This window comes from Shewanella sp. 5S214 (assembly GCF_041439795.1).
Lineage (GTDB): Bacteria > Pseudomonadota > Gammaproteobacteria > Enterobacterales > Shewanellaceae > Shewanella > Shewanella vesiculosa.
Map to the genome: position 1 here is coordinate 154,433 of NZ_JBGOOV010000005.1, position 26,993 is coordinate 181,425.

The 26,993-nt window shown below is 40.1% G+C and carries 26 protein-coding genes; 14 read left to right on the forward strand and 12 right to left on the reverse strand.

What is annotated here, in order from left to right:
* Nucleotides 1-99: 99 nt before the first annotated feature.
* Complete coding sequence (locus ACED29_RS05080; protein WP_371697183.1) at nt 100-237, reverse strand: hypothetical protein; 138 nt, start codon at nt 235-237, stop codon at nt 100-102.
* Between the two features lie 297 nt (nt 238-534).
* Here ACED29_RS05080 and ACED29_RS05085 point away from each other — a divergent pair, with 297 nt between their 5' ends.
* The gene (locus ACED29_RS05085) at nt 535-1,395 is read left to right on the forward strand and encodes a 4'-phosphopantetheinyl transferase superfamily protein (protein ID WP_371697184.1); all 861 of its coding nucleotides are present in this window, start codon (nt 535-537) and stop codon (nt 1,393-1,395) included.
* On the opposite strand, the gene ACED29_RS05090 is transcribed toward ACED29_RS05085, so the two are convergent.
* Both ACED29_RS05090 and queF read right to left on the reverse strand, forming a co-directional pair.
* Nucleotides 1,392-2,915, reverse strand: a complete 1,524-nt coding sequence (locus ACED29_RS05090) for a S10 family peptidase (RefSeq protein ID WP_182698032.1) — start codon at nt 2,913-2,915, stop codon at nt 1,392-1,394. The two genes, ACED29_RS05085 and ACED29_RS05090, sit on opposite strands and share 4 nt — an antisense overlap.
* 383 nt (nt 2,916-3,298) lie before the next feature.
* Nucleotides 3,299-4,156, reverse strand: coding sequence for an NADPH-dependent 7-cyano-7-deazaguanine reductase QueF (gene queF, locus ACED29_RS05095; protein ID WP_124016962.1), 858 nt, complete (start codon nt 4,154-4,156; stop codon nt 3,299-3,301).
* Nucleotides 4,157-4,210: 54 nt separating this feature from the next.
* On the opposite strand from queF, the gene syd reads away from it, so the two are divergent.
* Nucleotides 4,211-4,861 carry a SecY-interacting protein gene (gene syd, locus ACED29_RS05100; protein ID WP_182757198.1) on the forward strand — a complete coding sequence of 217 codons (651 nt, stop codon included), beginning with the start codon at nt 4,211-4,213 and terminating at the stop codon, nt 4,859-4,861.
* 95 nt (nt 4,862-4,956) lie between these two features.
* Here syd and ACED29_RS05105 read toward each other — a convergent pair whose 3' ends face one another.
* From ACED29_RS05105 to ACED29_RS05115, 3 genes are read right to left on the reverse strand one after another with little or no spacing between them, the layout of a single operon-like run.
* The gene (locus ACED29_RS05105) at nt 4,957-7,650 is read right to left on the reverse strand and encodes a DEAD/DEAH box helicase (protein ID WP_371697185.1); all 2,694 of its coding nucleotides are present in this window, start codon (nt 7,648-7,650) and stop codon (nt 4,957-4,959) included.
* A gap of 14 nt (nt 7,651-7,664) precedes the next feature.
* Nucleotides 7,665-8,438: a Zn-ribbon-containing protein gene (locus tag ACED29_RS05110; RefSeq protein WP_124016965.1), complete on the reverse strand. Its 774-nt coding sequence runs from the start codon at nt 8,436-8,438 to the stop codon at nt 7,665-7,667.
* The gene (locus ACED29_RS05115) at nt 8,439-8,804 is read right to left on the reverse strand and encodes a hypothetical protein (RefSeq protein WP_371697186.1); all 366 of its coding nucleotides are present in this window, start codon (nt 8,802-8,804) and stop codon (nt 8,439-8,441) included.
* Between the two features lie 159 nt (nt 8,805-8,963).
* Between ACED29_RS05115 and ACED29_RS05120 the strand changes: the two genes are divergently transcribed.
* Nucleotides 8,964-9,347 carry a DUF3192 domain-containing protein gene (locus ACED29_RS05120; protein ID WP_124016967.1) on the forward strand — a complete coding sequence of 128 codons (384 nt, stop codon included), beginning with the start codon at nt 8,964-8,966 and terminating at the stop codon, nt 9,345-9,347.
* 35 nt (nt 9,348-9,382) lie between these two features.
* On the opposite strand, the gene ACED29_RS05125 is transcribed toward ACED29_RS05120, so the two are convergent.
* A complete protein-coding gene (locus tag ACED29_RS05125) occupies nt 9,383-9,619 on the reverse strand; it encodes a DUF2789 domain-containing protein (protein WP_124016968.1) in 237 nt (78 codons plus the stop codon).
* Nucleotides 9,620-9,796: 177 nt separating this feature from the next.
* Between ACED29_RS05125 and ACED29_RS05130 the strand changes: the two genes are divergently transcribed.
* From ACED29_RS05130 to msrA, 3 genes are all read left to right on the forward strand, one after another.
* On the forward strand, nt 9,797-10,426 hold the full coding sequence (locus tag ACED29_RS05130) for a GNAT family N-acetyltransferase (protein WP_124016969.1): 630 nt from the start codon (nt 9,797-9,799) through the stop codon (nt 10,424-10,426).
* Between the two features lie 69 nt (nt 10,427-10,495).
* Nucleotides 10,496-10,813: a DUF962 domain-containing protein gene (locus ACED29_RS05135; RefSeq protein WP_124016970.1), complete on the forward strand. Its 318-nt coding sequence runs from the start codon at nt 10,496-10,498 to the stop codon at nt 10,811-10,813.
* A 1,110-nt stretch (nt 10,814-11,923) separates the two neighbouring features.
* A complete protein-coding gene (gene msrA / locus ACED29_RS05140; RefSeq protein WP_182742990.1) occupies nt 11,924-12,517 on the forward strand; it encodes a peptide-methionine (S)-S-oxide reductase MsrA in 594 nt (197 codons plus the stop codon).
* 536 nt (nt 12,518-13,053) lie between these two features.
* Here msrA and ACED29_RS05145 read toward each other — a convergent pair.
* The gene (locus tag ACED29_RS05145) at nt 13,054-13,683 is read right to left on the reverse strand and encodes a heme-binding beta-barrel domain-containing protein (protein WP_124016972.1); all 630 of its coding nucleotides are present in this window, start codon (nt 13,681-13,683) and stop codon (nt 13,054-13,056) included.
* A 264-nt stretch (nt 13,684-13,947) separates the two neighbouring features.
* Between ACED29_RS05145 and ACED29_RS05150 the strand changes: the two genes are divergently transcribed.
* Nucleotides 13,948-14,475 (forward strand): LuxR C-terminal-related transcriptional regulator, encoded by a 528-nt coding sequence (locus ACED29_RS05150; protein WP_124016973.1) that lies wholly within the window; start codon nt 13,948-13,950, stop codon nt 14,473-14,475.
* Nucleotides 14,476-14,838: 363 nt separating this feature from the next.
* Here the strand turns inward: ACED29_RS05150 and focA are convergent, their stop codons facing one another.
* Nucleotides 14,839-16,419 (reverse strand): formate transporter FocA, encoded by a 1,581-nt coding sequence (focA, locus tag ACED29_RS05155; RefSeq protein WP_182757192.1) that lies wholly within the window; start codon nt 16,417-16,419, stop codon nt 14,839-14,841.
* 1,410 nt (nt 16,420-17,829) lie between these two features.
* Between focA and ACED29_RS05160 the strand changes: the two genes are divergently transcribed.
* Nucleotides 17,830-18,537: a hypothetical protein gene (locus ACED29_RS05160; protein ID WP_124016975.1), complete on the forward strand. Its 708-nt coding sequence runs from the start codon at nt 17,830-17,832 to the stop codon at nt 18,535-18,537.
* Nucleotides 18,538-18,656: 119 nt separating this feature from the next.
* Here ACED29_RS05160 and ACED29_RS05165 read toward each other — a convergent pair whose 3' ends face one another.
* Both ACED29_RS05165 and ACED29_RS05170 read right to left on the reverse strand, forming a co-directional pair.
* Nucleotides 18,657-19,043, reverse strand: coding sequence for a DUF3301 domain-containing protein (locus ACED29_RS05165; protein ID WP_124016976.1), 387 nt, complete (start codon nt 19,041-19,043; stop codon nt 18,657-18,659).
* Nucleotides 19,040-20,053 (reverse strand): DUF3549 family protein, encoded by a 1,014-nt coding sequence (locus ACED29_RS05170; RefSeq protein ID WP_182698042.1) that lies wholly within the window; start codon nt 20,051-20,053, stop codon nt 19,040-19,042. The genes ACED29_RS05165 and ACED29_RS05170 overlap by 4 nt, the downstream gene beginning before the upstream one ends.
* 49 nt (nt 20,054-20,102) lie before the next feature.
* On the opposite strand from ACED29_RS05170, the gene ACED29_RS05175 reads away from it, so the two are divergent.
* Nucleotides 20,103-20,465, forward strand: a complete 363-nt coding sequence (locus ACED29_RS05175; protein WP_124016978.1) for a YqcC family protein — start codon at nt 20,103-20,105, stop codon at nt 20,463-20,465.
* 170 nt (nt 20,466-20,635) lie between these two features.
* Nucleotides 20,636-21,436 (forward strand): tRNA pseudouridine(65) synthase TruC, encoded by an 801-nt coding sequence (gene truC / locus ACED29_RS05180; RefSeq protein WP_371697199.1) that lies wholly within the window; start codon nt 20,636-20,638, stop codon nt 21,434-21,436.
* 17 nt (nt 21,437-21,453) lie between these two features.
* On the opposite strand, the gene ACED29_RS05185 is transcribed toward truC, so the two are convergent.
* Complete coding sequence (locus tag ACED29_RS05185) at nt 21,454-21,615, reverse strand: hypothetical protein (RefSeq protein ID WP_165870116.1); 162 nt, start codon at nt 21,613-21,615, stop codon at nt 21,454-21,456.
* Between the two features lie 171 nt (nt 21,616-21,786).
* On the opposite strand from ACED29_RS05185, the gene ACED29_RS05190 reads away from it, so the two are divergent.
* The 4 genes from ACED29_RS05190 (at nt 21,787) to ACED29_RS05205 (ending at nt 26,993) form a co-directional block, all read left to right on the forward strand.
* Nucleotides 21,787-22,251 carry a flavodoxin gene (locus ACED29_RS05190; RefSeq protein WP_124016979.1) on the forward strand — a complete coding sequence of 155 codons (465 nt, stop codon included), beginning with the start codon at nt 21,787-21,789 and terminating at the stop codon, nt 22,249-22,251.
* Complete coding sequence (locus ACED29_RS05195) at nt 22,203-23,681, forward strand: PTS transporter subunit EIIC (RefSeq protein ID WP_182698044.1); 1,479 nt, start codon at nt 22,203-22,205, stop codon at nt 23,679-23,681. The genes ACED29_RS05190 and ACED29_RS05195 overlap by 49 nt, the downstream gene beginning before the upstream one ends.
* A 178-nt stretch (nt 23,682-23,859) precedes the next feature.
* The gene (purU, locus tag ACED29_RS05200; RefSeq protein ID WP_124016981.1) at nt 23,860-24,732 is read left to right on the forward strand and encodes a formyltetrahydrofolate deformylase; all 873 of its coding nucleotides are present in this window, start codon (nt 23,860-23,862) and stop codon (nt 24,730-24,732) included.
* Between the two features lie 362 nt (nt 24,733-25,094).
* Entirely contained in the window at nt 25,095-26,993 is a 1,899-nt protein-coding gene (locus ACED29_RS05205; protein WP_371697187.1) for an HD domain-containing phosphohydrolase, read from the forward strand.

Consider the following 26,993-nt stretch of genomic DNA (forward strand, 5'->3'; position numbering starts at 1 on the left):
ATTTAGCCCTAAATTAAGCGGTATACTATTTGAGTAAAAAGCCGCTAACGAGCTGTCTCATACCGGCTTTGGAACAATTTCATCGGTTTTTAAAGCCAATTAACTTGAAAAGAAATCAATGGCCCAGATGGTGGTCATTACAGCGACACTTTCGGCAGGGAAGTTGATTGAACGCAATACTAAGGTTAATTGACGCTCTAACTTGGGGTTATTGAGTTCGCTTGATTTAATCGCCACTTTGCTGATGGTGCCATTGGGCAAATGCAGCGTTTGAGCTGAATAACGATAACAGTAATATAATGACTAGGCTGACTATGCGCATAAATGTTCAAGCTTTCGATGTTGTGGTTATGGTGACGATTGTTGATGAATTAACGCCAATCATCAACAGTAAAAGTTAACATAACGATTATCAGGTTAACTATACTGACTTGTACCCGCCGTGATACAGGGAGTTTGACAAATTCCTCGCTGAATCGAGATTATTGAGGTAATTTAACGGTATTAACGTTTAATAGAGCCTTGTTTGTTTTAATGTCTGTTTCATCTCCTATAAACTCATCTCAGCCGCTTTTTCAGCCACATATTTATTTTGTGCCACTGGATGGTGCCCTTTGTGCTGCAGATTACGAGGCTGGTTTAGCCTTAAATTGGTTAACCGATGACGAGGTTGCTAAGGTCAGTCGTTACAGAAGTGAATCGGCGCGCAATACTGGTTTACAAGTGCGTTTAGCGCTTCGGGCTATTATGTCACTTCATAGTGATCTAAAACCTTTTGAGTGGCGTTTTAGCTATGGTGCTAAAGGTAAACCGGCGCTTAGCGAAGACTTATTGGTTCAAACTGGGCTGCATTTTAATTTGAGCCATAGCGGCGATTGGCTAATGATCGGCATTGTCAGTAATAAGCAAGCATATGCCGCTGAAACAGCCTTGTCATTTGGTGTTGATATTGAGCGTGAACGCAGTAGTACCAAAATAGAAGCTATTTTGAATCACTACTTTTCTGCTGTTGAAATAGAAGATTTGATGGCATTGCCGCTTGAGTTACAACGCCAACGTTTTTTTGATTTATGGGCGTTGAAAGAGGCCTTTATTAAAGCAACAGGCAAAGGGCTGGCGCAGTCGTTAACCTCTTTTGGGTTTACATTCGCTGCTAATAGCGTGTTTGAAGCTGTTAATGAACAATATCCTACTATCGCAGCCAGTGATTATATCCATTTTTCAGCGCTCGATTATCACGAGCCGCAATGGCAGTTTTACTTTGGCCGATTAAGCCCATATTACCGCTTCAGTATGTGTATTGGTGATATGCAATCTCAGTCTTTGCTGCACATAAAAGCGCCAACGATGTCGATAATTTCGTTGGCGCAATTAATACCTTCTTCACACGACTAGTATTTTGCCGCTTGTTGTTCTGTTGGTAATGTGGAGTTAATAAATTGGCGCAAATCTTGATTTGATTGCTTTAAGTCATCGTGACGAAGATACATCATGTGGCCACTGCGATAGCCTTTGAATGATAACCTGTCTTTCATTAAGCCACTGCGATCAAGCTGCCACATGGTGTATTTAGCATCAAAATAATTAGTTGCACCATCATAATAACCGGATTGGATCATCACATTGAGGTATGGGTTTTGCGCCATTGCTAAGCGTAAATTTTCACCGGTTTTATTACCGCTTCTATCCCACGGATGAACTGGTCCGAACATATTGTATTTTATATCAGTTTTATAGTTCAGTTCGGTACGCAGGTAATCATTAATTGCTGGAGTAAAACTGTGAAGCCAAGAGGTAAGCTCCGCATTATAGTCAGGACTTGCGCCAACGACTTTTTCATCGATACCGATATAACGTGAGTCTAAACGGCCTATGGTTTGCTTGCGGTCACGCAATAAGGATTTCCAAAAGTAATCAGTGTCGATATCTAAATTACTTTGCAGTACATCCGTTAGGCTAAGTCCTGAATAATGAGCAACTTGTTGGGCAATGCGCAGCTTTTCATCTGGATCAATAAAACTGCCTTTGGCGAGTGCTGGTAGATATTGATTTAAGGTAAATTGCTCTACCTCAGCTAAAATCGGTGTTAAATCTTGTTGCTGTAAATCAGTATCAAGTGCTTTGTGGTACCAAGCTGCAGCGGCAAAATAGGGTAAGCGATTAGCTGCCTTTACAGGACCATTTCGCTCAATACCAAGATCTGTGGGTGAGACTAAGATAACCCCATTAGGATACATCCATTGATTGTTCTGCAGTTCAAGGGCTAAACCTGAAACCCTTGCAGTACCATAACTTTCACCAATTAAATACTTAGGTGAGCGCCAGCGTTCATTTCTAGATACAAATGTGGTGACCCATTCTGCTAAGTATTTTATATCGGCTTTAACTCCAAAAAACATTTTTTGTTGCTCATCTTTTGAAGGCATTTTGCCTTCATCATTTGGCAATACTCTTGAGTAACCGGTGTTAACAGGATTAACGTAAACGATATCGGCAATATCCAGTATTGAGCTGTCGTTATTTTTGACGCCATAAGGTTGTAGTGGGTAACCTTCGTCGTCCACATTTAATACTCTAGGTCCAGTATAGGCAATGTGCATCCATACCGAGGCAGATCCAGGGCCACCATTAAATGAAATAATTAACGGTCTTTTAGCGTCGTCTTTAACGTCAGTACGTTGGTAATAAGTGTAAAACAAGGTCGCGGTCGGATGACCTTCTTCATCCCATACGGGTTGAGTTCCTGTCGTGGCTTTATAGGGGATGGTTTTACCATTGATCTTCGCTTTATGCTCGGTCACTACTTTTTCATCAATGGGTATTTGTCTGATATCGTTAGCAAAAGCGTTTGATGAGATGCAGGCGCTTTGTAAAAAAAGCACGATTAAACCTGTATGTAAAAGTGATTTGAGCATAAGAACTCTCTGGTTATGTTAGTCATTTTTGGTCGAGTAGACTGCAGATTAGCATAGCGATTGTTCAAATGTGTTGCGAACAACAAGGCTATATTGTAAAAGTTTGTGCCATATTAAGTGATGTTTGTGATGTGTATTATCAATGTGTGTAGAAGGTATTATGCTCATGATATACCGATCGATTTAGGCCTTATATTCATTTAAACCTAGGCTTAATGGCATTGAGTACTGCTCGAAAAGTGTTATTAAAAAGAACCTAGTGCAAGTATTAACACTTCACTGAGAATGGCGAAGAATGATCATATGGCTTAAAAAGATCGGTAGATTAATTAAAAAAGCCTTTATCAAAGATAAAGGCTTTTTTGCAGTCAATTCAAAAGCAATTACTGTCTTGCTAGACGGTTCGACTCTGGTGGATTTTCAAAATCACTGCGATAAGGGTTGATGTCTAAGCCGCCACGGCGGGTATAACGTGCGTATACGGTTAGCTTAGTGCATTGGCAATATTTCTTTAAGTCGACAAAGATACGTTCAACGCATTGTTCATGAAATTCATTATGCTGACGGAAAGAAATTAAGTAGCGCAGCAGTTTTTCACGGTCAATTTTAGGGCCTTGATAACGGATCATCACGCTGCCCCAATCAGGCTGTGAGGTGATTAAACAATTAGACTTTAATAGATTAGAATTTAGTGTCTCAGCGACATTCTTATCTGCGTCTGTGCTGTCTAATAAATGATCTGGGTTAAAGGCGTACTCATTAACTTCAATGTCTAGCTCATCAATACAGCTACCCGGTAAATCAATGATACGTTCAAGATTAAAAAACTTAGGCTCAATGACTTTTACGCTTAGCTCACCTTGGGCGCAAGTGCTTAGGTCACGGCTTAAGGTTTCTTGTACGGCTTCTACACTGTCAAATTTAGTTTGGTTAAAACTATTCAAGTACAGTTTAAAAGACTTAGATTCAATCAAATTGACACTGTTGATATCTAACTGAACTTCCAAAATAGCAACAATAGGCTTGCCTTTGGCATTAAGCCAAGACAATTCATACCCTGTCCAAATATCGGTACCATGAAAAGGCAGTTCACCGCTTAATTCAATAGCATCTCGGTTAAGTTTACGAGGAACCCCTTGCAGCAGTGACGCGTCATACTCAGCTTGATAAGCAGTTGCACGGCCTAATGTTAGGCCTTTTAATGCTGCAGCGTCACTATAAGGGTCGTGATTGTGTGTCATCTAATCGGTTTCCGTGTCAAAATATGGTTTTATTATAAACTACGAGTGGCTTAAGTGTCTTGTTCATCTGCATTAGATTGCTTCATTAAAAAATATCTTAATTCTTATCAAGATACCCTATCTGAATTTCCGCGCTATTATCCTTTGGGCGAGGATTCGGTATGTATTCAAGGTGCATTTGATGCGAATAACGATAAAATCGTATTCTGGCAACCTGTTAAACGGGATGATACAGGCGACTTTAGTAATGTAGAGCATGCATTAAATATTCAGTTACACCAAGATATTCATGCATTTTATGGGCAATATTTTTCAGCGCCATTGGCGTTTACTGCATCGTTTGGCGAAGGTGAATTAATCCAAGCGTGGAATCAAGCTGACTTTGAAAATTTGCAACAAAATGTAATTGGTCATTTGATCATGAAGCAAAAGCTCAAACAACCAGCAACTTGGTTTATCGGCGTGTTAGGTGATGGTGACGAAATGCTAACCGTAAACAATGATGATGGCAGCGTATGGATAGAAATACCAGGCGAAAAACAAACTACTCAGATTGCACCATCATTAACTGAATTTCTGCAGCAACTCTCTCCGTTAATAACCCCACCAGTTAAACCCATAGAAGAAGCTGAGATTGTTGCTGAGCATCCTGGGATCTGGCTGCGGATCAAAACCATGGGACGACATTTTTTACGTAAAAAATAACCATCAGCAGTATTGAAATGCTCTTTTGAGTGTTTCAATACTTAATGCATCCACAGTGGTTAATCCTATAAATCATCCCCGCTTAGCTTTTCTTATCATGGTAATAACAGCGTAGACTTTATTTTATCAATACATGCTTGCTTATCGACAACCCACAGACCATAGCTTAATGGCAATATTTCAACTCCTGCTCTTTCAAATAACCTGTAGGTTGTCAGTTCGAAAAAATTAGCCCATGGTCCAGGAAAGCCAATAAGATCGATGGCAAGGTACTTGTTAGCATAACGACATAAAATATCTATTTCTGTGCCAACAATGGCATAACCCGGCCATGTTTCTATTTGTTGCTCTTGTAATGCTGCAATGATTTGTTGTTGAAATGCGTCTATTTCTGAGGTAACGCTATGCTCGGCATGAAAAGTGGTCATTGATGCTATATAGCGCCGCAGTAGATTATTTTCTGGCAATTGTGAGTCATCAATTGACAGGTATAACGACTGTTTTTGACGTGCTCTGGTAATGGTGACATTAAATACATCGGCCTTGTTTAGGTAGGCTGCTGCATGTTTACTGTTATTATCAATTGCAAACGAAATCAACATAATATCTCGTTCTTCACCTTGAAAACCAAACGGCGTAGCAGCGCGAATACTGTGTTTAATGATATCGGCTTGAGGAATATGCTGTTCAATCAGTGCGGCAATCTGTTCTGCTTGAGCGCTGAAAGGTGAGATGACTCCGATACTGTGAGCTATGCCAGTGTTATTGTCGGTTGTTATTTGAGCTTGAATATCAGCTAGGATGCATTGTGCTTCTTGATGATTTACGCCGGATGTGTCGCGGACCCCCTTTAGTCGATGAAGGTGCAAATGGCCTGAGCTAGTACAAGGTCGGTGTTGCATGACTTTTAATCTTGAATGATAAAAAGACTGATTACTAAAATGGATGAGTTCAGGTTTACTTCTAAAATGTTCATCTAGAAAGGCCAGCTCTTTATCGGTGTTTAAGGTTTTTAGGGCTAAATCTAAGATAGAATTATCTCGATAACTGATGGCGCTCTGGTTGTTTTCAGGCACGTTGTTTTTGCTTAATAATTGATTCTGCTTAGCTCTAGCTAAAAATGAATAGTGTTTTAATTGTTTGGTATCGCCAACAATCAGTGCTCGTTTTGCACGATATAAGGCCGGTAAACAACTGCTAATATTGCATTGCGTGGCTTCATCAATAATCACTAAGTCAAACATTTCACTGTTAAGTGGTAATACTTTGTGCAGGCTATTTAAGCTCACCAACCAGATGGGAAATGCAGCAAATAACTTGGCATATTCAATCTTCGCAAACTGGGCGAGTTGTTTACTGGAGGTTCGACTGCGTATTGCTTGGTTAAATGCTTGAAGAGACTTTCGGTGTTGGCTGACTAATGTTTTTAAGTTGTTTTTTTTAAGTGCATTGAGATAGTCAGAAGCAAGTGTTTCACGTTCAATGGTGCGTTTGTTAATGGTATCTAATGCATGCCATTGATGGTGCCATTGGTTTATTGATCCTTGAATAAAAAACAGATAAGCGCGCTTTAACCACTTCGATTGTTGTAACTCAAGTTGGTGCAACCGCAAGCCTCGGCTGATGGCTTTTTGGCTGAAAGCCATAAAACGATGTTCTAATATACCTAGCAATCGATTTAGCTGGTTAATTTCTTGTTCATTTGCTTTGGGGCTGTTGTCCAAGTCATCTGCAAAGTAACCGGCTAACAAATCAGCGGTATAGTCTTTTAGCTGCTTTAAAAAGGCTTTTTGTCCGGCCTTAATTGAAACATCGCCTAAGGTAAAGTTACTCGCCAATTTGTCTGCAATAACATCAAGGGCCACTTCATTATTGGCCACAATTAACACCGACTCTCCGCGAGCCATATGTTCCGCTGCAACGGCAGCAATAGTATAGCTTTTACCTGTGCCGGGTGGGCCAGACACACAACCTAGACTGTTGTTAGCGGCGATAGCGATAACTTTCTTTTGTGGGCCAGATAATAGTCCAGGCAAAAAGTCGTACTTGAGCTTCGCAGGTTTGGAAACCTTGTTCGACTTTGCCATTGTATGGTTAAAGAGCTTACCGATAGGGGCTGATAGCTGATTAGCATTGATGATAGTGTCTAATTCGTGAAGTACGCCGCGGCTACTTTTTGATCTTTCAACAAAAATTAACATGGAAATGGGTAATAAGCTGGGGATCTTTTTTGTCAGTGCTTTTTTGATGTCACTGTATTGAGCAAGCTTCGGATATTGGAGTAATTCAAGCGAGCTTATTTCAATATGATTATTACTAAAATATGAGGTCCAAAATGATGCGGAGCGAGTCTCTTCAGTAAAAAGCGATTCTGCTAGCGCATTATCTTCTGGGAGTAATTGTTGCAGTAAGGCTTCATTGATTTCAGTTTCATCGACTTGGGTAGAAAAATAGCAATTACCATTATCCTGCTCAATGGTGGCTTCGCTAAAGAGCAAAGGCGATACCACCGTTTTAAGCTCGCCTTTTATGGTGACTTTGCCGACAAACAAGAACCGTGCATACAGTAATACTCTTTCTCTTTGATACATTGCTACCCGTTTTAACATTGGGGCGGCAAATTCTTCGGGGATAGGTAGCCGAGGTAAAAAACCTGTGCCTAGTTCATCTTTACCTTGAAGAATTAAACGGTCTTCTTGTTTAAGTTTATTGACGTTCCAAAGATTAATGGAGGCACTATCTTCCTTGTAGCAATCTCGGTAATAAGAAATAATTTGTTTGTAACTCAATGAAGTAATTCCATTTACTGATGGTCCCAAGATATATTAGACACTATGCGGCATGGCTCGCAGCGAAAGTGAAACATGTCTAACAAAGGCTGTTCAAGTTTCCAATGATGTGAACCACAACGTGGGCAAGCTCGGTTCAATTCGCTTTCTAACGACTCACCACCGACACGATACAGATAATAGTAAGTTGGTATTTGCGTTAAAAACTCTATTCTGCCACGTAAATCCCAACCTCGTCTAAACAGGTCGCTGTCTACTCGAGTGATTTCATCTAATGCGGCAAATTCAGCTTTAGTGGCAGCCGCCATTTGTAGCTCATCACATGCTTGCCATTCTGTTTGCCATTTTATAATGCGTTTATGATCGCCATTGAAGGTCGCAGGTAATTGATACAGGGGGATTGGCAGGAGATTATCGCCATTACGTAGCGGTGAGCACATATGAACATAACTGGTATACAACACCTGCCATGATGGTGTCTCTGTGCTGCTAACTTCAGAGTTAATGTCTTGGCCGATGAACTTTTCTCTAGGAGCCAATAGTTTGGCCGCGGTTAATCCGGCTAAAGTGACCTTTACCCACGGGCTATGATAACGATTTGCCAGGCTGGTTTTTTCGGGTAACAACAGGCGAACTCTAAATTCACCATCATTAAAAGCGACGGCAAACTCCCTGCCTAAAATTTGTCCATTCGCCCTTAGGGCTTCAAGAAAAGCGTTGATGGCTTTTTCTACGGTATCAATTGTTGTGTCGGCAAAACATTCAAAGCGCAGTTCAGTAACAAACATCTATTGGTCTGCCTTATTAATAATGATATTGCTTTGAATGGCATTGTCTTGTAATTGATTTTCTAGCTGTTCGACTCGCTTAGTGAGCAGTGTGACGTGTTGTTGCAGACTCATGACCTGCTGAATAACATTGGTAAGATCCACGTTATTATCTGCAGGTTGGTCAGCCACAGCGACAATATCGGCTAATTCTGGTATGTGTTGCCACTCGGATTTTGGCAACGCCTTAAACTGTTGTAAACCTTGGATTAGGGTAGGCATTGGAATGCTATTTCCTAAACGGCTTTTAATCAGTGCCAAACAGGGAGTATTTCCATTGTTAGCAATCGATTTAGCCGCGGCAAGTACTTGCTCAATTGGACTCATTGTTGGTTAAATTCCTTAATTCGGTGGTGTGAGATTAACTAATTCTTATTAAATATAAAAATAAAGGCATACAAATCAGTATTTTATTTTTTGGCACGATTCTGGCTTAAAGGAACTGTAAATACAATGCGGATTTTATTTTAACAAAAAGGATGCAACATGAAATTAAAACTTATCACAGCAGGATTAATTATCGCCACATCAGTAGGGCTAAGTGGTTGTGTTATCAGTGTCGGTGATCATGAATCGGCTAAAAGTGCTGACTATTGGCAAGTTCAACAAGATAAGAATCGTGAACTGTTGAGCAAACTGTCTATGGGGATGACGAGTGATCAAGTGATAACTCTAATGGGCACCGCCGATTTCAGCGAAGCTTATATTAAGCCGACTGAAAACCAAGGGGAACAGTCTATCAAGGTCATGTTTTACCGAACGCAATGGGCGCAAGGCGATGGTAAAACAACCAAAGATGAATGCACGCCCATTGTGTTTCGCGATGATGTTTTAGTCGGTTGGGGTAACACCGCCTACAAACAAATCTGATGAGATAATGGCGCTGTTATAAGGTCAAAAATTAATTACATTTCAGCGCGCATCATTACGTCCAATTGGTCAATCACTTCTGACCATTGGGCGTCTTCTCGTAATGCCTCTTTTAAAAATGCTTTTTGGCCTGGATTCCAGCAATCTGCATCGGTTATTAACGTATGCTTAGCAAGCTTGTTTTGCATAACAAAGTCATCGATACCCACTTGATCATGCGGTAAACCTAGTTGCATAAATAAATGGCTAAGATCATTTGATGTAGTGTCCATTTAAAGGATTCCTTGTAATGGTGTGGTAAACAAATTCAGTATCAGCGTTGATGAGGTAAATAGCAAACAACTGGCAATGACAACCGCGAACAGGCTAAATGCGTAAACAAAACTTGTAGAATGTTTCAAACTTGTTAAGTTAGATTGAGTTTAGAGAGTCAATAACAAGGAATAAAAATGGACAATCACACCTTGGAAACTATTCGTGCAGTGTATTTGACCGCAGAAGACCTGAGAGTCGCAGCTTCCATTCTCTACAACGCATATCATGATGACCCCTATTTTATTGACGTGCTTGCTCAAGATGATGAACAACAATATGAGCAAAAGCTTCGGGCAGCCATCCGTGAAGAGTTAAATGAGTTATGGCAACAAGAACAAGCTTTAATCGGTTTATTTGATGGTGAGCGTTTAATCGGAATTGCGTGTGTCATTTCTCATCTCATTCCTCTGGGTGAGGGACGATATTGGCACTGGCGTTTCAAAATGATGCTGGGTACCGGATGGAAATCGACACAAGGATTAATGCAAAAAGAAACCTGCATTCTTGAACATCTGCCTTCTCAAAAGTGTGGTGTTTTACAATTTATTGCTATATCACCAAATGAGCAGCAAAAAGGTTATGGGGCTAAGTTAATTCAAGCGGTATTGAGTTGGTGTGATGAACAACCTGATCTCGATGGAGTAGGCGTGTTTGTTAGTCATCCATCACATCATCGGGCTTTGGTAACACAAGGGTTTAGCAGTATTGCTAACGTTAGCATCGGTAATATAGAAGGTGAAATTCTGTTTTACAGTAAAGTGTAAAGCCAGCGTAAAATAATTGAATACTCATCGGGCCATATCATTTGCGGATTATCAATTAAGGAGTGAATAGTGGAACCTAAACGTTATTCTTCATTTACAGAATTTTACCCATTTTATCTGTCGCAACATCAAAACCCTATTTGTCGAAGGCTGCATTATATTGGCAGTAGCATTATTTTGGTTATCATTGTGAGTACCTTGATTAATCAGCATTGGTGGCAATTATTGTGGCTGCCCGTTGTGGGTTATGGCTTTGCATGGTTAGGGCATTTTCTATTTGAAAAAAATAGGCCTGCTACATTCACTTATCCGCTTTATAGTTTGTGGGCTGATTGGGTCATGTTTGGGCAGATGATAATGCGCCTGTGGCGAAAATCAATCCGATAGTAATAACCTGCTCATGCTTTTGTAAGCCATATCCTACAAGCATGTAAGGGATCTTATCTAAAGTTGTCAGCGTTTAACGTCATTAATTATATTTAATATATAAAAATCATAGTATTACATGTTTTTTCTTGAGTGTCGGTATGTTAAGCATCTATTTCAATGATGTTGAGTGACTTTTCATCGAGCTGGTTTTGATTAGAATGTAGTTATCGAAAGCGAGTTATTTGTTGGTTTTCTTAGGATGAGAAATAAGACAATTAATGCTTAAGAATATCATGGATGTTATTAGGACACGCTCACGGATTGAGCATAAGCTCGGCAAATGGATAGCCGAATCAAGGATGAGTGAAAACAGTCATGCTGTTGACACAAGGATAACAAGGATAGGGCTGCAGGATGCAGCATGGATAGATTCAACGGATTGAATAGATTTACCGCTCAGTCAATGGATAGGCTGTTCAAAGGAGTGACACTCATGAGTTTGTTTGTATTACACAAATAGACAAGGAAATGAGAACAGGGAAAAGGACTGCAGGAAGCATGTTTACATGGATGGTGTGCAGGGAGCAAATATTCAGCAGGATGCTGACAAAAGTGTTAACGGGCACAACCTTATAACTTAAGGTTGTGCCTTTTTGCATCTAAAACTCATATTTGAGCCGCTACGGAATTCTATGGTCGGACTGGTTGATGATGTGCTAGGTTAACTGGCTTTAGCTTATCTAAATCGCTAATCTCAATATTCATAATAAGTCCTATCGATATCGTTCAGTTTTCGCGATGTTTTTATAATCCTGTGATGTAATTGAATACTTATTTGAACGATTATCTCGTCATCTTTGTGACACTAATGTTCGCCAATATGACCCAATATCAACTGAATCTGCTAATGCCTATATTGATACTCTCAATTTATCCCGAGGGCATGTTCAAGCATGTCATTGATACTCTGAAAATGCTGATGATTATCTCAATGACCTTTTGTCTAAATAATAAACTCAATGTAATAGTGACAGCTTTCTGCCATAGTGAACCTCCACATTATTAACTTCGTAGTGCACATATGTTTGATGCAAGCAGGCCATCATCTCGAAAAATAAGGAGGGTGTTATGAAAAGTATATTAATGCTAACAATATTGGCAGCAAGCTTATTGTCCTATGCTTCTAACGCCACGGCAGATAAGACCATTTTAGCCGGAGGATGTTTTTGGTGTATGGAGTCCGATTTTGAAAAGCTTGATGGTGTTAGCGATGTGATATCAGGGTTTACTGGTGGAAGCTTAAAAGATCCCACCTATAACGGTAACCATGCAGGTCATTTTGAAGCGGTACAGATAACCTATGATCCTAGCAAAGTGAGCTACAAAGAGTTATTAGATTATTACTGGGTAAATATTGATCCCTTTGATGCAAGAGGGCAGTTCTGTGACAAAGGTACTAGCTATTTAAGCGCAATTTTTGTGGCAAATGATAAAGAAAGGCAAATTGCCGAACAGTCTAAAAGCGATATTGAAAAACAATTTCCTAACCAGAAAGTGGTTACGCCAATTTTAGCATCGAGTGTTTTTTACCCTATCAAAGGCGATGAAAGTTACCATCAAGATTACTATAAGAACAATCCTATTCGCTACCATGCTTATCGCTGGAATTGCGGTCGTGACCAAAGGTTAGAGGAAATTTGGGGAGATAAAGCGACACATTAATCAGGTTGTTTGGCACAACACATATGAGATTGAAAGTGAATCAGCTATTCACTGCTTATATTTAGAATAAAGTAACGATTTTTAGTGGGTATTGGTTGATGTTAATGCCGTAAAAATTCTAACTATTAAATAAAGTGGATTATTTGACTGTGGCTATTGAGACGATTAATTATTTGAAAATCAATAACCATTAGTCACAAGTTGATTTACCCCATTTGAAACTGTTTCCTTTATCAGGATCAGATCTTTATTGTGTTCGGCGGTCGATGATTGTTTAGCTTCTTTTGGCGATAACCTGCTCTGTTTATTTGTTTAATTTCACTATCAAAAAATATAGTTTGGAGTAATAGGCGGACATCAGCTGATTTAAGCCGTTAATAAACCAAGTTCATGACTGATGCCCTTTATGCCTAGATTACCCATGCGTTGCTGATGCCTTCTCGTTATCTGAGTAGAAGGACGCTGTTATCTGCAGCGTCTAATCAATAACCTACTCTTTGCTATTGTTTTATTTAAGCGCGAGAAGTCGTATTAACTTACTCATTCACTTTTTCTAACGTCGCAGCATCGGTATGAGAGAAATCTTTACCGTAGATATTGAGTTTGGTGGTTTGTGAGTAGGACAGGGTTTTTTCACCAATTTCCATTGTCATAGAGAATCCTTGGGTCGTCGCATTTTCGGTCATATATGTCGATTCACCTATACCTCTACTTGGCGCTGTCAGGGTCATTTTTTTGCCTGCTTTTCCTTCTGCGATCACACATACCGCTCTTGGCACACAGTATGAGTTATATACCATTTGATTCTTTTGGTCGTAAATCATATAACCACGCTGATCATGAAATTTGGCATCGTCTCTTTGTCTAAACACCTCTAGTTTGTAATAAATAGCGACCAGAGATTGATCGCTGGCATTAACAGCGTCGGCAGCGGCTTCATATGTTCTTATTTCATAGAAAGCTTCTACAGCTGTGCCACCTTCACCAACATTTGACCCTGTTCTTCCAGGTGCGATGTCAACGCCGGGACTAACCGTTTTCCACGATCCAATTAACGGCTGAAGTGGACCAAAATCAACATTTTGAGCTACAGCTTGCCCAGTAAAAGATAATGAAAGGGCGATTGATGTCAGAATGATTGCGGGTAGATAGTTAAGATTTTTCATCGATGTTTCCATTTATATTATTAACAGCAAGTGTCGATTGGGATCCGTTAGGCTTGAGTCAATATGCACAGATGAACTCAAGTCATCATCACCTCAGGTAACGCCGATGATAGGCCTGGTTGAATCATTGTTATATGGGCGTAATGTCCCGAGCTCTGTTTCTGTGTAAAAATAAGAGTTAATTTTCAGTACGTAGGACATATGTCGCATACCCAAAAAAGCAATGAGTGAGACAATTAACAAGGAACTAATTTTAGGGAAGTAATGATGCACTATATTCGAAATGTGATGATTGACGCTGGAAAGTTAAAATTTCTAACTATGCTGTTTTTTTTGATCGTTATCATCACCAGTATTTCGGATTTTTTTGCCGATATGGGGCGAGGGGCTAATATACTGCATATATTACAAGAAGCTACAGTTTCTGTTTTTTCGCTATCTTTACTGTTGATGTTGCTATGGAATGCGAAAGTGACCACACGAAGAAACGCACAGTTGCTCAAAGAGCGTGATCAAGCAATCATATACTCAATGCAGGCATCGAAAGAATTGATAAGTGCCAAGCGACATTTTGGCGAGGAAATAGTAAAACAATTTTCTAGATGGGGGTTAACTGATAGCGAGTCTGACATTGCTTTGTTTACTCTCAAGGGATATAGCGCTAAGGAAATCGCTAATTTTAGAAACGCTTCAGATAAAACCGTACGCAATCAGTTAACGAGTGTATATAAAAAATCTGCGACTACGAGTAAAGTTAGCTTTATTGCTTGGTTCATGGAAGGCTCGTTGTAACGCTCTAAATCTCAAAAGCTCTCAATACGAATGTTTGTTTAATGGGACTTGAATGTGAAAAGAAATATAACGCTAGCTTCACTTTGGTGAATAATCTAGTGTGATGAATTTGTCAGCCTTGGTTGTATAAATGACAATCAATATGGTTTATCGATGTTGTTGATGAATAATAAGCTTAATCGGCTGACAAACTGTTTCGCACTGTTATAGACAGCATTACCCTGCACATAAACCTAGAGAGTCAATCTTATATAGGAACAAGTTAGCGATATTGCTAACTTGTTCCTGGTGATATCAACTTAAGCAAAGTGTTTGTGAGTTGACTATGAAATCAGTATTTGCATCGGCATTGTGTCCTCAGGATTATGCCACTGATTGCTGTTCAACCGGATGGGTAATGCCATCGTGCTCTGGACTATAAAGCTTAGCGAACATTTGCATGAAGGTTTCACGACGAATAACCCCACATAAACGACCGTTTTCAACAACTGGATAAGTACTTGGTACTGTTGCAGATGCATCACGCAGACGTTCTTCATAGCTTTGATAGCCACCGCTAATGTACATACCTGAATCTGTCACAGGGAATAGTTTGTTTTTATCAACCACCATAAACTCTAGCAATTGAACAATTTTCTCTGTTGGTGCGACAGTGAGCATTTTAGTTTGCATAATATCTTTGACTGAAATAGGCAATGTAGATGCAAACTCCTCAGACCAAAGTGAGCGCATAAGATCTTGCTCTGATACAAAGCCTAATAGCTGATTATCTTTATCGATCACAGGTGCACTGCGGACATTATTTTTTGCTAGCAGGGTAAGCGCTTGATAAATACTTGTATCAACTGAAAGAGTGGTCGGTTTAGTGTCCATTAGTTCACTGACAATAAGTTTTTGGATTTTATTTTTCATGGCTAAGTCCTCTTGACTTGGTTGATATTGAGTTTGTTGAGCAATACTTGAATCTTGGTACTTTTTTGAAATTTGCATCGGAGTTTTTGTGATGGTGCTAATGTGTCGTGATGCAGCTTCGCCAGGGACTTTCATCGCGGTATTATCTATCCAGTAATAACCAAGACCCACAAACACAGCACCACCGACGATATTGCCCAGCGTTACCGGAATAAGGTTGTTAAATAGGAAGTTACTTAAGGTAAGGTCTGCAAAAGTTTGTCGCATTACTCCCAATGCACTGAAGTATTCATTTCCAGCAAAGTGTTGAATGGCAATACCCAGTGGCACCATGAATAAGTTGGCAATGCTATGTTCAAAACCGCTGGAGACGAACATAGCAACTGGTAATATGAGCAGTAACGATTTAGCTAAAGCATCTTTGCAGCTAAAGGTCATCCACACACCTAGGCAAACTAACAAATTACACAGTATCCCAAGAGCAAAAGCCTGGCTCCAATCATGGTGGATCTTGTGTTGTGAAACATGCAGTGCATTAAGTCCCCATTGATTACTGTCCATTGCGTACATTTTTGACATCATTACCAGTAGCAGTATCAACATCGCGCCACATAGGTTGCCTAAATAGACGCGCGTCCAACAGCCCAGTAATTGTTTGGTCGAGACCCGTTTTTGTGCCCAAGCAATCGCACTCAATACCGTGCTGGTAAACAGTTCTCCACCCAGAACAACTACGAGAATGAGTCCTAAGCTAAAAGCGATACCACCACTAAATCTGACTAAGCCCCATGAATCCGCTGATGAACCAGTCGTTACCGTAAGATAAAATACAAATGCCAGAGCAATGAAGGCGCCTGCAAATACAGATAGACCAAATGACTGCCCAAAGTGCTTAGTGACTTTAGCGTGTCCATATTCCGCAGCCTTTTCAAAAGGGCTGATTACAATATGTTCATCTACCACGCAGAAATGGTTTTTTTGCTTGGCTGTTAATAAGTATGGGTTCGCCTCTGGGGCGTGATCCTCCCTCATGATGTCTTCCGTAATGTGTTACGGACTCCAAATCGAGGTGGACTTAAATATGCTATATACATCGATAACTCCTTGAATGTGTTTATTGTGTCGTTAGTGCAAATTTAAATTACACAATAAATCGCATAAATAATATTGAGACTTTTTTAAGTAAGCTATCAATTAAATTGATAGCTTGCTTGTCGTTGATGATCGTACTTTTTTAGCCGTTTTAGGCTGATTGGAACCGCTTTTTGTCCTTCACATATGACACGCTGTGCCATTATGGGGAGCAGGCCGTATGGTCGTTTAAGCCTTGCTATACACAAAAAATAAAAATTGATAGTGAGTATCAATTTACTCGGGGCGAGAATGATGTCATTGGGCTTAAAGATTATTTAGGTAGTAAAACTGTCACCGTTCAACATACAAACAGCCCATATAAGCAAAATCTAAATAGGATGTTAAAATTTAGGTTTAATCCACTCATGCTTAAAACCTATCTATTGGGATTGGCTAATATTGCTCATAAATTGGCATGAACCAGTGTCAATGTGGTCATTTATGTATAGAACTATTCGGGTAATATCTGCGAGTCCTGAAATGATGCTATTTGGGTAAAATGACCATAAAAGCGAGTTGAGGCGAGTATTCGTGCTATTTACTCAGAATAAATGTTTGATTAGTGTTAAACGTTAACTAGGTGTTTACCTTTTTAGCCTGCATTTTTGTGAGATATATCTCACAAAGCATGTGAGATGAATCACCTAATTAATGGTGAATATTTCTTTTTTAAATCTAAGCTTATGATTTTGTTGTAAAGTTTATTTTTCATTATTCGCGGGATATTTTAATCATTTAGAGGTACCTGTTTAGGTTGAGGTAAATGAACTATTATTTATCTCGTACCTAGGAAGGGGACATTACAAGGTAGTAAATAGGTCTAGGAAGACCATGACTATACGGACATAACGGACGATATTAAGTTTCAGGATGAAACGCTAAGCTTGCTCAATGGACGCACTAGCGGATTAAGCAGGTTTTATAACATTATCAGGATGATAATGTGCAGTGGATGCAAGATGCTACGCAAATGATTTGCGACAGGATATGTTAAGAATTTCATGGATGATATAAGGACACGCTCAGGATGGAGCAGGCTCGGTAAAAGGATAATCGAGTAAGATGGAAAGTACTTAATTGTACAAGGAACATCAAGGATTGAACAAGGACATAGCAGGAAGCAAGCGATACGCATGGATGGTGCAGGGAGCACATTTATAGCTGGAAAGCTTAACAAGAGATCAAGAGGCCGCGGCAGTTAATGTCGCGGCCTTTCTTTTGTGTTTTTTTCGCTATAATCGGAACTTATCTTGGTAATGTTGTCAAATTGTAAACAGTTGATGTGAGTTTAGTATAAGAGGGAATAGTATGAATGTGTTTACGTTGGCTTTAGTGATCAGTATTGCTTTTACGTGTTACAAAGCTAATGCCGAGGTGACTCCTGAGGAGTTGCAATGGGTTGAGCAGGCATTAAGTGAGATTAACCATAACACAGATGATGCAAATGTACGTTGGCAATATGTTCAGCATACTGTTATGCCTGACTTAACACGAGTTGAACGATTTGATGCGTCACAGCCTGAAATGCAGCGATGGACCTTGGTGTCTGAAAATGGTGAAAAACCTGATAAAAAGCGCACAGACAAATATCAGCAACATCAACAAGATCTTAAAGAGGATAAAGATGAGAACAGCCATGAGTTAGCATTTTCTGATCTTATTGATTTAACCACACTTGTTTTGGTGGCTGAAGATGAAACGAGTGTAGCGTTTAAATTTGTTCCTAATATTGAAGAACTTGATAATGCTGCTCTTACTGGAATGCTTTATTTAGATAAAGCATCCAAACAGCTGAAAAAAATTCTGATCAGTAATACCGATGATCTGAATCCGGCATTTTCAGTCACTTTGACAAAATTTGAATTAGAATTAGGGTTTGCTGTGTTCGAAGGTTTAGCGATGCCAGAACATACATCAACCACCATCGAAGGAACGGCGGCAATTTTTAAATCGCTTGATAGTATCCAAACGGTGACTTATCACGATTATAAAATGATTAACAAACCTCAAGCTTAATGCAGGTAAGAGCAATGCTATTAACAAATAGATGAACAGTAATGTTTAGTTCTCGGGCATTGAACAACAATAAAACGCTATTTTGCTCAAGAGTGCAAAATAGCGTCAAGTTAACCTCATTAATGGCATTTGCCTGAATCGCAACTTTTACTGCTGCCGCATCCGCCAAATTTACCACTGGCCATAGGGGCATCCATCCATTCTGGCTCCGGGAAAATAGGCCATTCAATCTTAGTCGCACGATTACCATGCATCATGATGTGTCCACGATATTGGTTTAAACCGTCGGTGCTAAATTCGAACATAAAAGTTGCTTTCCAACAAATGCCTGTCGTGCCACCAATACTCGGACGAGCCGATTCCATTGCAATGGCGAGCAATTGTACGTTCTGTTTTTTACACGACTGCTCTACGACAGTTCGGCTAAGTTCGGCCATTTGTCTTAATTGCCAAAAAAAAGCGCCAACAACAATTAAAGCAACAAATATTAAAAAATCACTCATCATAGGCTGGTTGCCCTAAATAATCCGCCGATAGCGGTCGCTAGTTGAATGCTTCTGTCTGGATGCCTTAAGTCAGCTAATAATCCCGGACGCAAGCTGGGTATTGCCACGATATCAGCAAATACTTGATTAAAGAAGTGCTGCGGCTGCTTTGCAAGTGCTTCTAAATAGTGTTTACGAGTGTCATCATCTTTTAGGGCTAACCAGTTACGAGCCGCAATGGTGATTAAGGTGTTTTCATCCAGAGCTTGCTGGTCATTTAACTGATTAATCGCTGCCATGCTGTAGTGCACATTGGACGCTAATGCCGCTAAATACATGACCTTTAGATGATCTTCAGCTTGTTGTAGTTGACTAAACAAGTGTTCAGCAAGGCGCTTATCAAGATTAATGTGCTCCAAACTTTGGCAAAGTGCAGCTTTTACTTCAATAGGAGCATTATCAAGGGCGTTGATTATGTCATCAAGATGATTAAATTGGTGTGCGCGAACGCAAAGATCTGCTAAACCTTGAACACCCAGTTGTGGCCATGTGTCATGCGCTGCTTGCCCAGACAAATACTGTGCGGCAAATTCGTATTGACTCGATGCCGGTTGATTAAGCTGAAGCCTCACTAAGGCATTAAATAATGCCAGTTTATGTTGATTTGGCTTAAAGCTAAATGGATGATTGGCTAATTGCTCTTGCTGTTCATCAGTTAATGCTTGGGTTGGGTTACGACCCAAGGCCTCTAAAATCATTTTAATAAACTGAGTTCGCGGCGCAGGTGATAATAAACCTTGCTCATCTAAAGGTAATTTTACAAACCAGATATAGGGTAATTGTGCTTGTTGCCAAAATACGATTGCAAACTGCGCATGGCCTTGAATGGGATAAGGATACGGCGCCAATAAAGAGTCAATTTGCTGAAAGGCTAACATATCGATATGTTGCACTCGGCGACCTAAATCGTATATTTGGAATTGAGTATTTGCGGTCGTCAGAAACTGGCTTAGGGTAGTTATCTCGGTCATGGGTGTTGTCACTAAATCACATATGTTGGATGGGTATTCAATGCGCTAAATGATATCATATTCCGACTTAGCCTTGATGTTGTCGTTCACTTTTATGCTTTATTTAACCAGCCAAAATCATTTAATTAAATTAGAACAATTGCTTAAGGAGTTTCAGCTGTGGTCTGATATTTTACCTCCTGTATCAGCAATGACCAGTACGGCACCATTTTGCTGTGATGTAATGGCATTTGAGCAATGGTTGCAGTTTATTTTTATTCCAAAGATGACCGAGCTTGTTGTACAACGACATCCTTTGCCAAGCAATATGGCGTTAGCCCCTATGGCTGAGCACGTATGGCAAAGTAAGCCCCATGGTGAGGTGATGATTGCCCAGTTACGGCAATTTGATATATTGCTCAGCCAGCGTTAAGCGAACAATAAACGTCAGCCACATTAATCCTATACCCTATGCCAACAAAGCTTGACCCAATAGGCCTAGCCCAATACAAAATAAGTAAAGTGATAAAGATGACAAAAGATAACGATGCTGAATACTCATTGGATAATGATGATTTATTTGGGCAAATAAGCTCTGATGACATGAATTATAGTGCTGAAGACACTGACTTAGACGACGTACAGCCTCCTCATGTCGAGATATTATTTGAAGACGAGCATATTGTTGCAATACATAAACCCGCAGGTTTATTAGTCCATCGCAGTTATTTAGCTCGAAGAGAGCGTTTTTTTGCGATGCAGATGACCCGTGATTTAGTGGGTTGTCATGTGTTTCCAGTGCATCGCTTAGACCGTCCGACATCTGGCGTATTGCTGTTTGCTAAATCGAGTGAGGTGGCTCGGGCATTATGTGACCAATTTGCCGATCACAGTATTAAGAAGCAATACTTAGCCATTATTCGTGGCAATATGCACGAGTCTGGCAGGTTAGATTATGCCCTGAAACAAGAATTTGATGATTTGGGGGACAAGCATGTCGATCCCAATAAAGCAGCACAACAAGCGGTAACGGATTACCAACCACTATTGAATGCTGAAATCCCCTTTAGCTCAGGTCGTTATCCTTCTAGCCGTTTCGGATTAGTAAGATTAAGTCCTCATACTGGGCGTAAGCATCAATTACGCCGTCATATGGCGCATTTACGTCATCCCATCATTGGTGATACTACCCATGGTGATGGTAAACAAAATAAGTTTTTTCGTGAGCATTTCGGTATTAATCGTTTATGGTTGATAGCAAAAAGTTTGCAGTTTACCCATCCGGTGACACAGCAACCGATGCATATAGAAACTGAGTTAGAAGCAGAATGGCTAGATATTTTCGCTGCATTTGGCTGGGATGATGATCAATTATCATCTATGCCAAGTATGTTACTTAGTTAACACCCTAAGACGCTGATTTATTCTATGTGATCGGCAATCGCTTTTTTGAGCTTTTCGAACTCAGCAATAGGGGGAATAAGCTTATGATTTTGTTGTTCAATATGAAAATAGTAATTACGGCGTATGTGGGCAGATTTATGCTGGAGTTTGAGTTTTCGCTTTCGGCTCACTTGTCGCATGGTCTAGATTCCATTGTGGCGTTATTTCACTTTGAGCCAACCCGCTTTGACCCTATTGATTTAACCTTAGCAGCATAAAGACACTTGCGAGAGACTAAAAGAATACAGTAAGGTAAGTCATTAACACTCAAGGTATTTTACATAGTATTTAATTTAAGGGGAAAGTATACCATGAAAATGGTCAATATTGTTTTTGGTACCGTTTATGGTAGTGCACAATTTACTGCTGAAACAGTGACTAAGGAGATTGCAAAATTAGGTTTTACCGCTAAACTTTGGCAACCTAATGAATTATTAGGTTTTGTGCCACCACAGAATGAACTACTAATAGTCGTATCGTCCACTACTGGGCAAGGTGATTTACCTGAAGATATTGCGCCTTGGTTTAATGAACTTAAATCCAATGCACCGTATCTGCCCTCATTGCAATACAGCCTTATTGGCTTAGGTGATTCAAGCTACGAAACCTATTGTGGTGCGATAAAACAATTTGATGAATTATTTACTGAATTAGGTGCAAAACCCCTGACTGAACGGTTAGAGATCGATGCCTGTGAAACGATGGAACCCGAAATAGAAGCTAAAACATGGATAGCCACTTGGCACAGCACCGTTATATCGGTAAACGTAGCGTAAGTTTTATTACGCAACAATGGTTTAAATTTGCCCAGCGTCTTAGTCAAGCTCTGCTGATTCCAATTGCTATTTTACCCGCTGCGGGGGTGATGTTAGGGTTGACGTTTAATCCGCTGCCATTTATCCCAACAGAATTAAATACTGTCTTGTCTGCAGTCGGTAACTTAGTGTTTACCATGATGCCATTGTTGTTTAGCGTCGCAGTAGCCATTGGATTTTGCCGTGATCAAGGTATTGCTGCTTTTTCTGCAGTCTTTGGTTTTGGTGTTTTTCTATCTACCATGGGGGCCCTCACAGATATTTATGGCCTGGTTTCACGGCCATTGTGGGGGATGCAAACCATTGATACTGGCATCGCTGGCGGTATGTTAGTTGGTGCGATCACTTGTTTAGCGGTAAACATTAGTCATCATGTTAAATTACCAGCTATTTTTTCATTTTTTGAAGGTCGCCGCAGTGCGCCCATCATTGTTATTCCTCTCTCTATGGCGTTGGCTTATCTTTTAATCCATGTATGGCCACCGTTATCTCGTGTTATCGAACATCTTTCTGATTGGTCCGTGTATCAAGATCCTGCCATTGCTTTTGGGGTCTACGGTACGGTTGAACGTTTATTAATTCCGCTTGGGTTACATCATATTTGGAATGCGCCATTTTATCTTGAAATAGGCCAATACATTAACCAAGGAACAGTTGTACGAGGTGAGGTGGCTCGCTATCTCGCTGGTGACCCATTAGCTGGAAATCTCGCAGGCGGCTATTTGATAAAAATGTGGGGCTTACCTGCCGCCGCATTAGCTATCTGGCGTTGTGCTGATAAAGCTGAGCGCAACAGAGTGGCAGGTATTATGTTATCCGCTGCCACGGCCAGCTGGCTAACTGGGGTGACCGAGCCGATTGAATTTGCCTTTATGTTTGTTGCGCCTATCTTATTTATTGTCCATGCATTACTCACTGGTATTGCCTATAGCGTGTGTATTTTGCTCGACATTCATCACAGTATTGTGTTTTCTCATGGATTGGTGGATTTTACGTTATTGTTTTCTCGCTCTGCCAATACGCATTGGATTGTAGTGTTAGGTCCGCTTACTGCTGTGATCTATTACGCTATTTTTAGGGCCAGCATTTTAGCATTTAACTTAAAAACCCCAGGGCGAATAGAACAAAGCGATATACCCGCAAAACCCAAAGAGAGCTTAAGAGCGATGATTTCGGCATTAGGTGGGCGCGATAATATAGTTGAAATTAACGCTTGTTTAACCCGCTTACGTATTAGTGTTAACCAAGCGCATTTAATTGATAAAGCCAGACTGATGCGCTTGGGCGCTAAAGGCGTGGTGGTAATGGGTAAAGGTGTTCAAGTTGTCTATGGGACTAAGGCGGAAACACTGCGTAAATTACTGCAAAAATATTTAGATTCTCGACGCTAATGATAGCCGTTATATGTAGTTGTGTTGAATTTTGGCTTAATTTGGCGGCCATTTTTTAGAACATGGGATTAAAAAAGTAGATAATTTTCATTTTATGAAAATTTATCACTAAAAACCTCACCCAAAAATCTTTTTAAATGGCACACTGTTGAACAGTCTTTAAAGAGGAGTTGTACGCGTGAGCCAACAAGATCATACCATTATTAACCCACCAGTTTTACAGCGAAAAGTGCTGATAACCGATTGTGCCGATGCCCAAGGTTTGATTGCCAAAATTACCAGTGTATGTTTCGCTCATCAATTAAACATTATTAAAAACACCGAATTTGTAGACCACACACAAGGGCGCTTTTTTATGCGCGCAGAACTTGAAGGTCAGTTTGATGATGAACGGCTATTAAGTGAGTTACGCGCGGTATTGCCTACCCAGAATCGGATGAAATTGGTCGATATGGGTAAAAAACGTATCGTGATCATGGTGACAAAAGAAGCCCATTGTTTAGGCGATATTTTGATGAAATCCTATTATGGCGGCTTAGACGTTGAGATTGCTGCTGTAGTGGGGAATTATGATGTGCTGCAGCCATTGACTGAAAAATTTGATATTCCATTTCATTATGTTAGCCATGAAGGGTTAAATCGTCAGGAACATGAGCAGGCGATGTTGGCGGTAATTCAGCCTTATGAGACTGACTTTTTAGTGTTGGCTAAATATATGCGAGTGTTAACGCCTGAATTTGTGTCAGCATTTCCAGATAAGATTATTAACATTCATCATTCATTTTTACCGGCTTTTATTGGAGCATCTCCGTACAAGCAGGCTTGGGATCGCGGCGTCAAAATTATTGGTGCAACAGCACACTTTGTGAATAATCTTTTAGATGAAGGGCCGATTATCAAACAAGATGTGATTTCAGTTGATCATAGTTACAGTGCTGAAGAGTTAGCACATAACGGTCGTGATGTTGAAAAAAGCGTATTAAGCAAAGCGCTACAATTAGTATTAAATGAACAAGTTGTGGTGTACGGTAATAAAACGGTAGTCTTTTAACGTCGTTATTTATCGGTCATATACTACAAAAAAGCGCCCAAGTAAGGTGTTACACAAGCAGTGCAGCCTTACTTGAGTGTTGGTCTTACAGAGCGGAATATGGATGTTGCAGTTACTTAGTTTAAGCGAGTAACACGCTTTGAACTAGTCAAAGATAATCGTTAGGATTGTTTAATATTATCAATGGTATGCTGTCGTAATTCCTGTCGCTATTGTATCTATTTGGTGTTGAAGGGCGATACGCTATTTAAACAATATGCGTCATAGCGTAAGGTCAATTTTAGGGAGAAATATTGAGATCCTTGACCGCGCTAAGTTAAACCACTTCCTATGCCGATTGAAAATATTAAATAGGGCCCACCATGCTACACAAAGCTGACTTATTCTTAAAACCATCTGAATTGCCTAACACAGCCAAACTGTGTTGGGGTATTTTTAATGACAGGCTTGAGTTAATTAAGCTGAGTGAGCCATTGTATAAATTAGTCAATAAACCTATAGCGGCTATTTTAAAACAACCGCTTTCGCATGCCTTTTCCGCTCTTACATTAGACAACATCGATTTTAACAATCGCCATATCGATCATGTTATCAATTTTGTTGATGATAAAGGCAACGCACTTCAAGCTACCATGACTCCTATAGAAGAAAGTGATCAGCATTGGTGTATAACGGTGATTGTAATCGAGTTAGACAAAGCGTGGTTGTCACAGCTCCATCCTGATTATCATCAAGCGATACTTTCAAGTGATGATTGGCTTAATCAAATAGAAGAAGTCATTAATGCTCGTCCTGATTTGGTATTTACCACTGCGATAAACCAAGGCTTGTCGTTAACCCATTCTAAAGTGGGTTACTTACACAAATTTGATGAAAAAAAGAATCAAATCGTTAGCACTGCGTGGAATGAAGCGGTAGCTGATTATTTTACCCTCTCCAAGGGCCAAGAGTATAAAGCCAATTCTGGTATTTGGGCCGAAACCATTCGTACTGGCAAACCCGTTATTCATAATGATTTAACTGTGTTGTCTAAAAATAACACCCAAGAAGATGGCTTTTTTGCCTTTAAAAACCATTTATGCGTCCCTATTCATTATCGCAAAAAATTAGTCGGTATTATTGGGGTGGGTAATCGGGACACCACCTATACCCAAGTTGATGCAAAATCCTTGAGTATTTTTGCTACAATTTTATGGCACTGTATCGAATTACCTCGCACCATGAAGGCCGTCTCTCGGCAGTCGAGCATCATTAAAATCCAAAAAGAAAAGATGACCTCGATTTTAGTGCAACTTATAGGGGCTATTTCCGAGGCGCTAGAGCTTAAAGATGCTTACACCGCAGGGCATCAAAAGTCAGTGGCACAATTAAGTTATCTTATTGGTGAGAAAATGAGTTTACCTCCAGATCGTTTAGAAGGACTTAAACTGGGCTCATTGATCCATGATATTGGTAAATTGGCCATCCCTAGTCAGATCCTGTCTAAAACATCAAAACTGAGTGATGCTGAATTTGGCTTGGTTAAACAGCATCCCGAGCAAGGGGCGCTGATTGTTAGTGAAGTCGATTTCCCATGGCCGATCAAACAAATGATCCTCCAGCATCATGAACGTTTAGATGGCTCTGGTTACCCTAAAGGATTAAAAGCTGATGATATTATACTTGAGGCTAAGATCATTGCCGTAGCCGACGTTGCCGAATCAATACTTAGCCATCGACCTTATCGTCCCGCCCTTGGCATGGCAGTGCTAACCCAAGATTTACTAAAGGGCAGAGGTAAAATATACGATGAGGTTGTTGTTGATGCATGCTTGGATATTTTAGCGAGTAAAGACTTTAAAGACGCGGGAGTCGTGAGCGGTTTGCTATTAGCTCCGGTTGTATTTCTTGAGGAGTACCATACTCTTGAGCATGCAGAAGCGATGATGAAAAAGGCTAAAATGGATGTGGCTGTGGTACTGTCAGAACAACATCGTACGCCCATTGGTGTCATCGATAACAATACCTTGGCATTTTGGCACAGCCCTTTTTTAGATACCGCAGCAGAGCGCGCAGTGGATAGAAGCCTGCTTAATAAGCGTGTGCATCAGGTAATGATGCATAAGGCCGATATGATATCTGACAGTACGATTTTGAATGATGCCAAACTTATGATGGAAACAACCAATGCAAACTATTTGATTGTTCACAATGACAAGCATCAGGTTATCGGTATGCTCACCTGGAAAATATTAGCTAATGCATTATTGGTTAACGCCTAA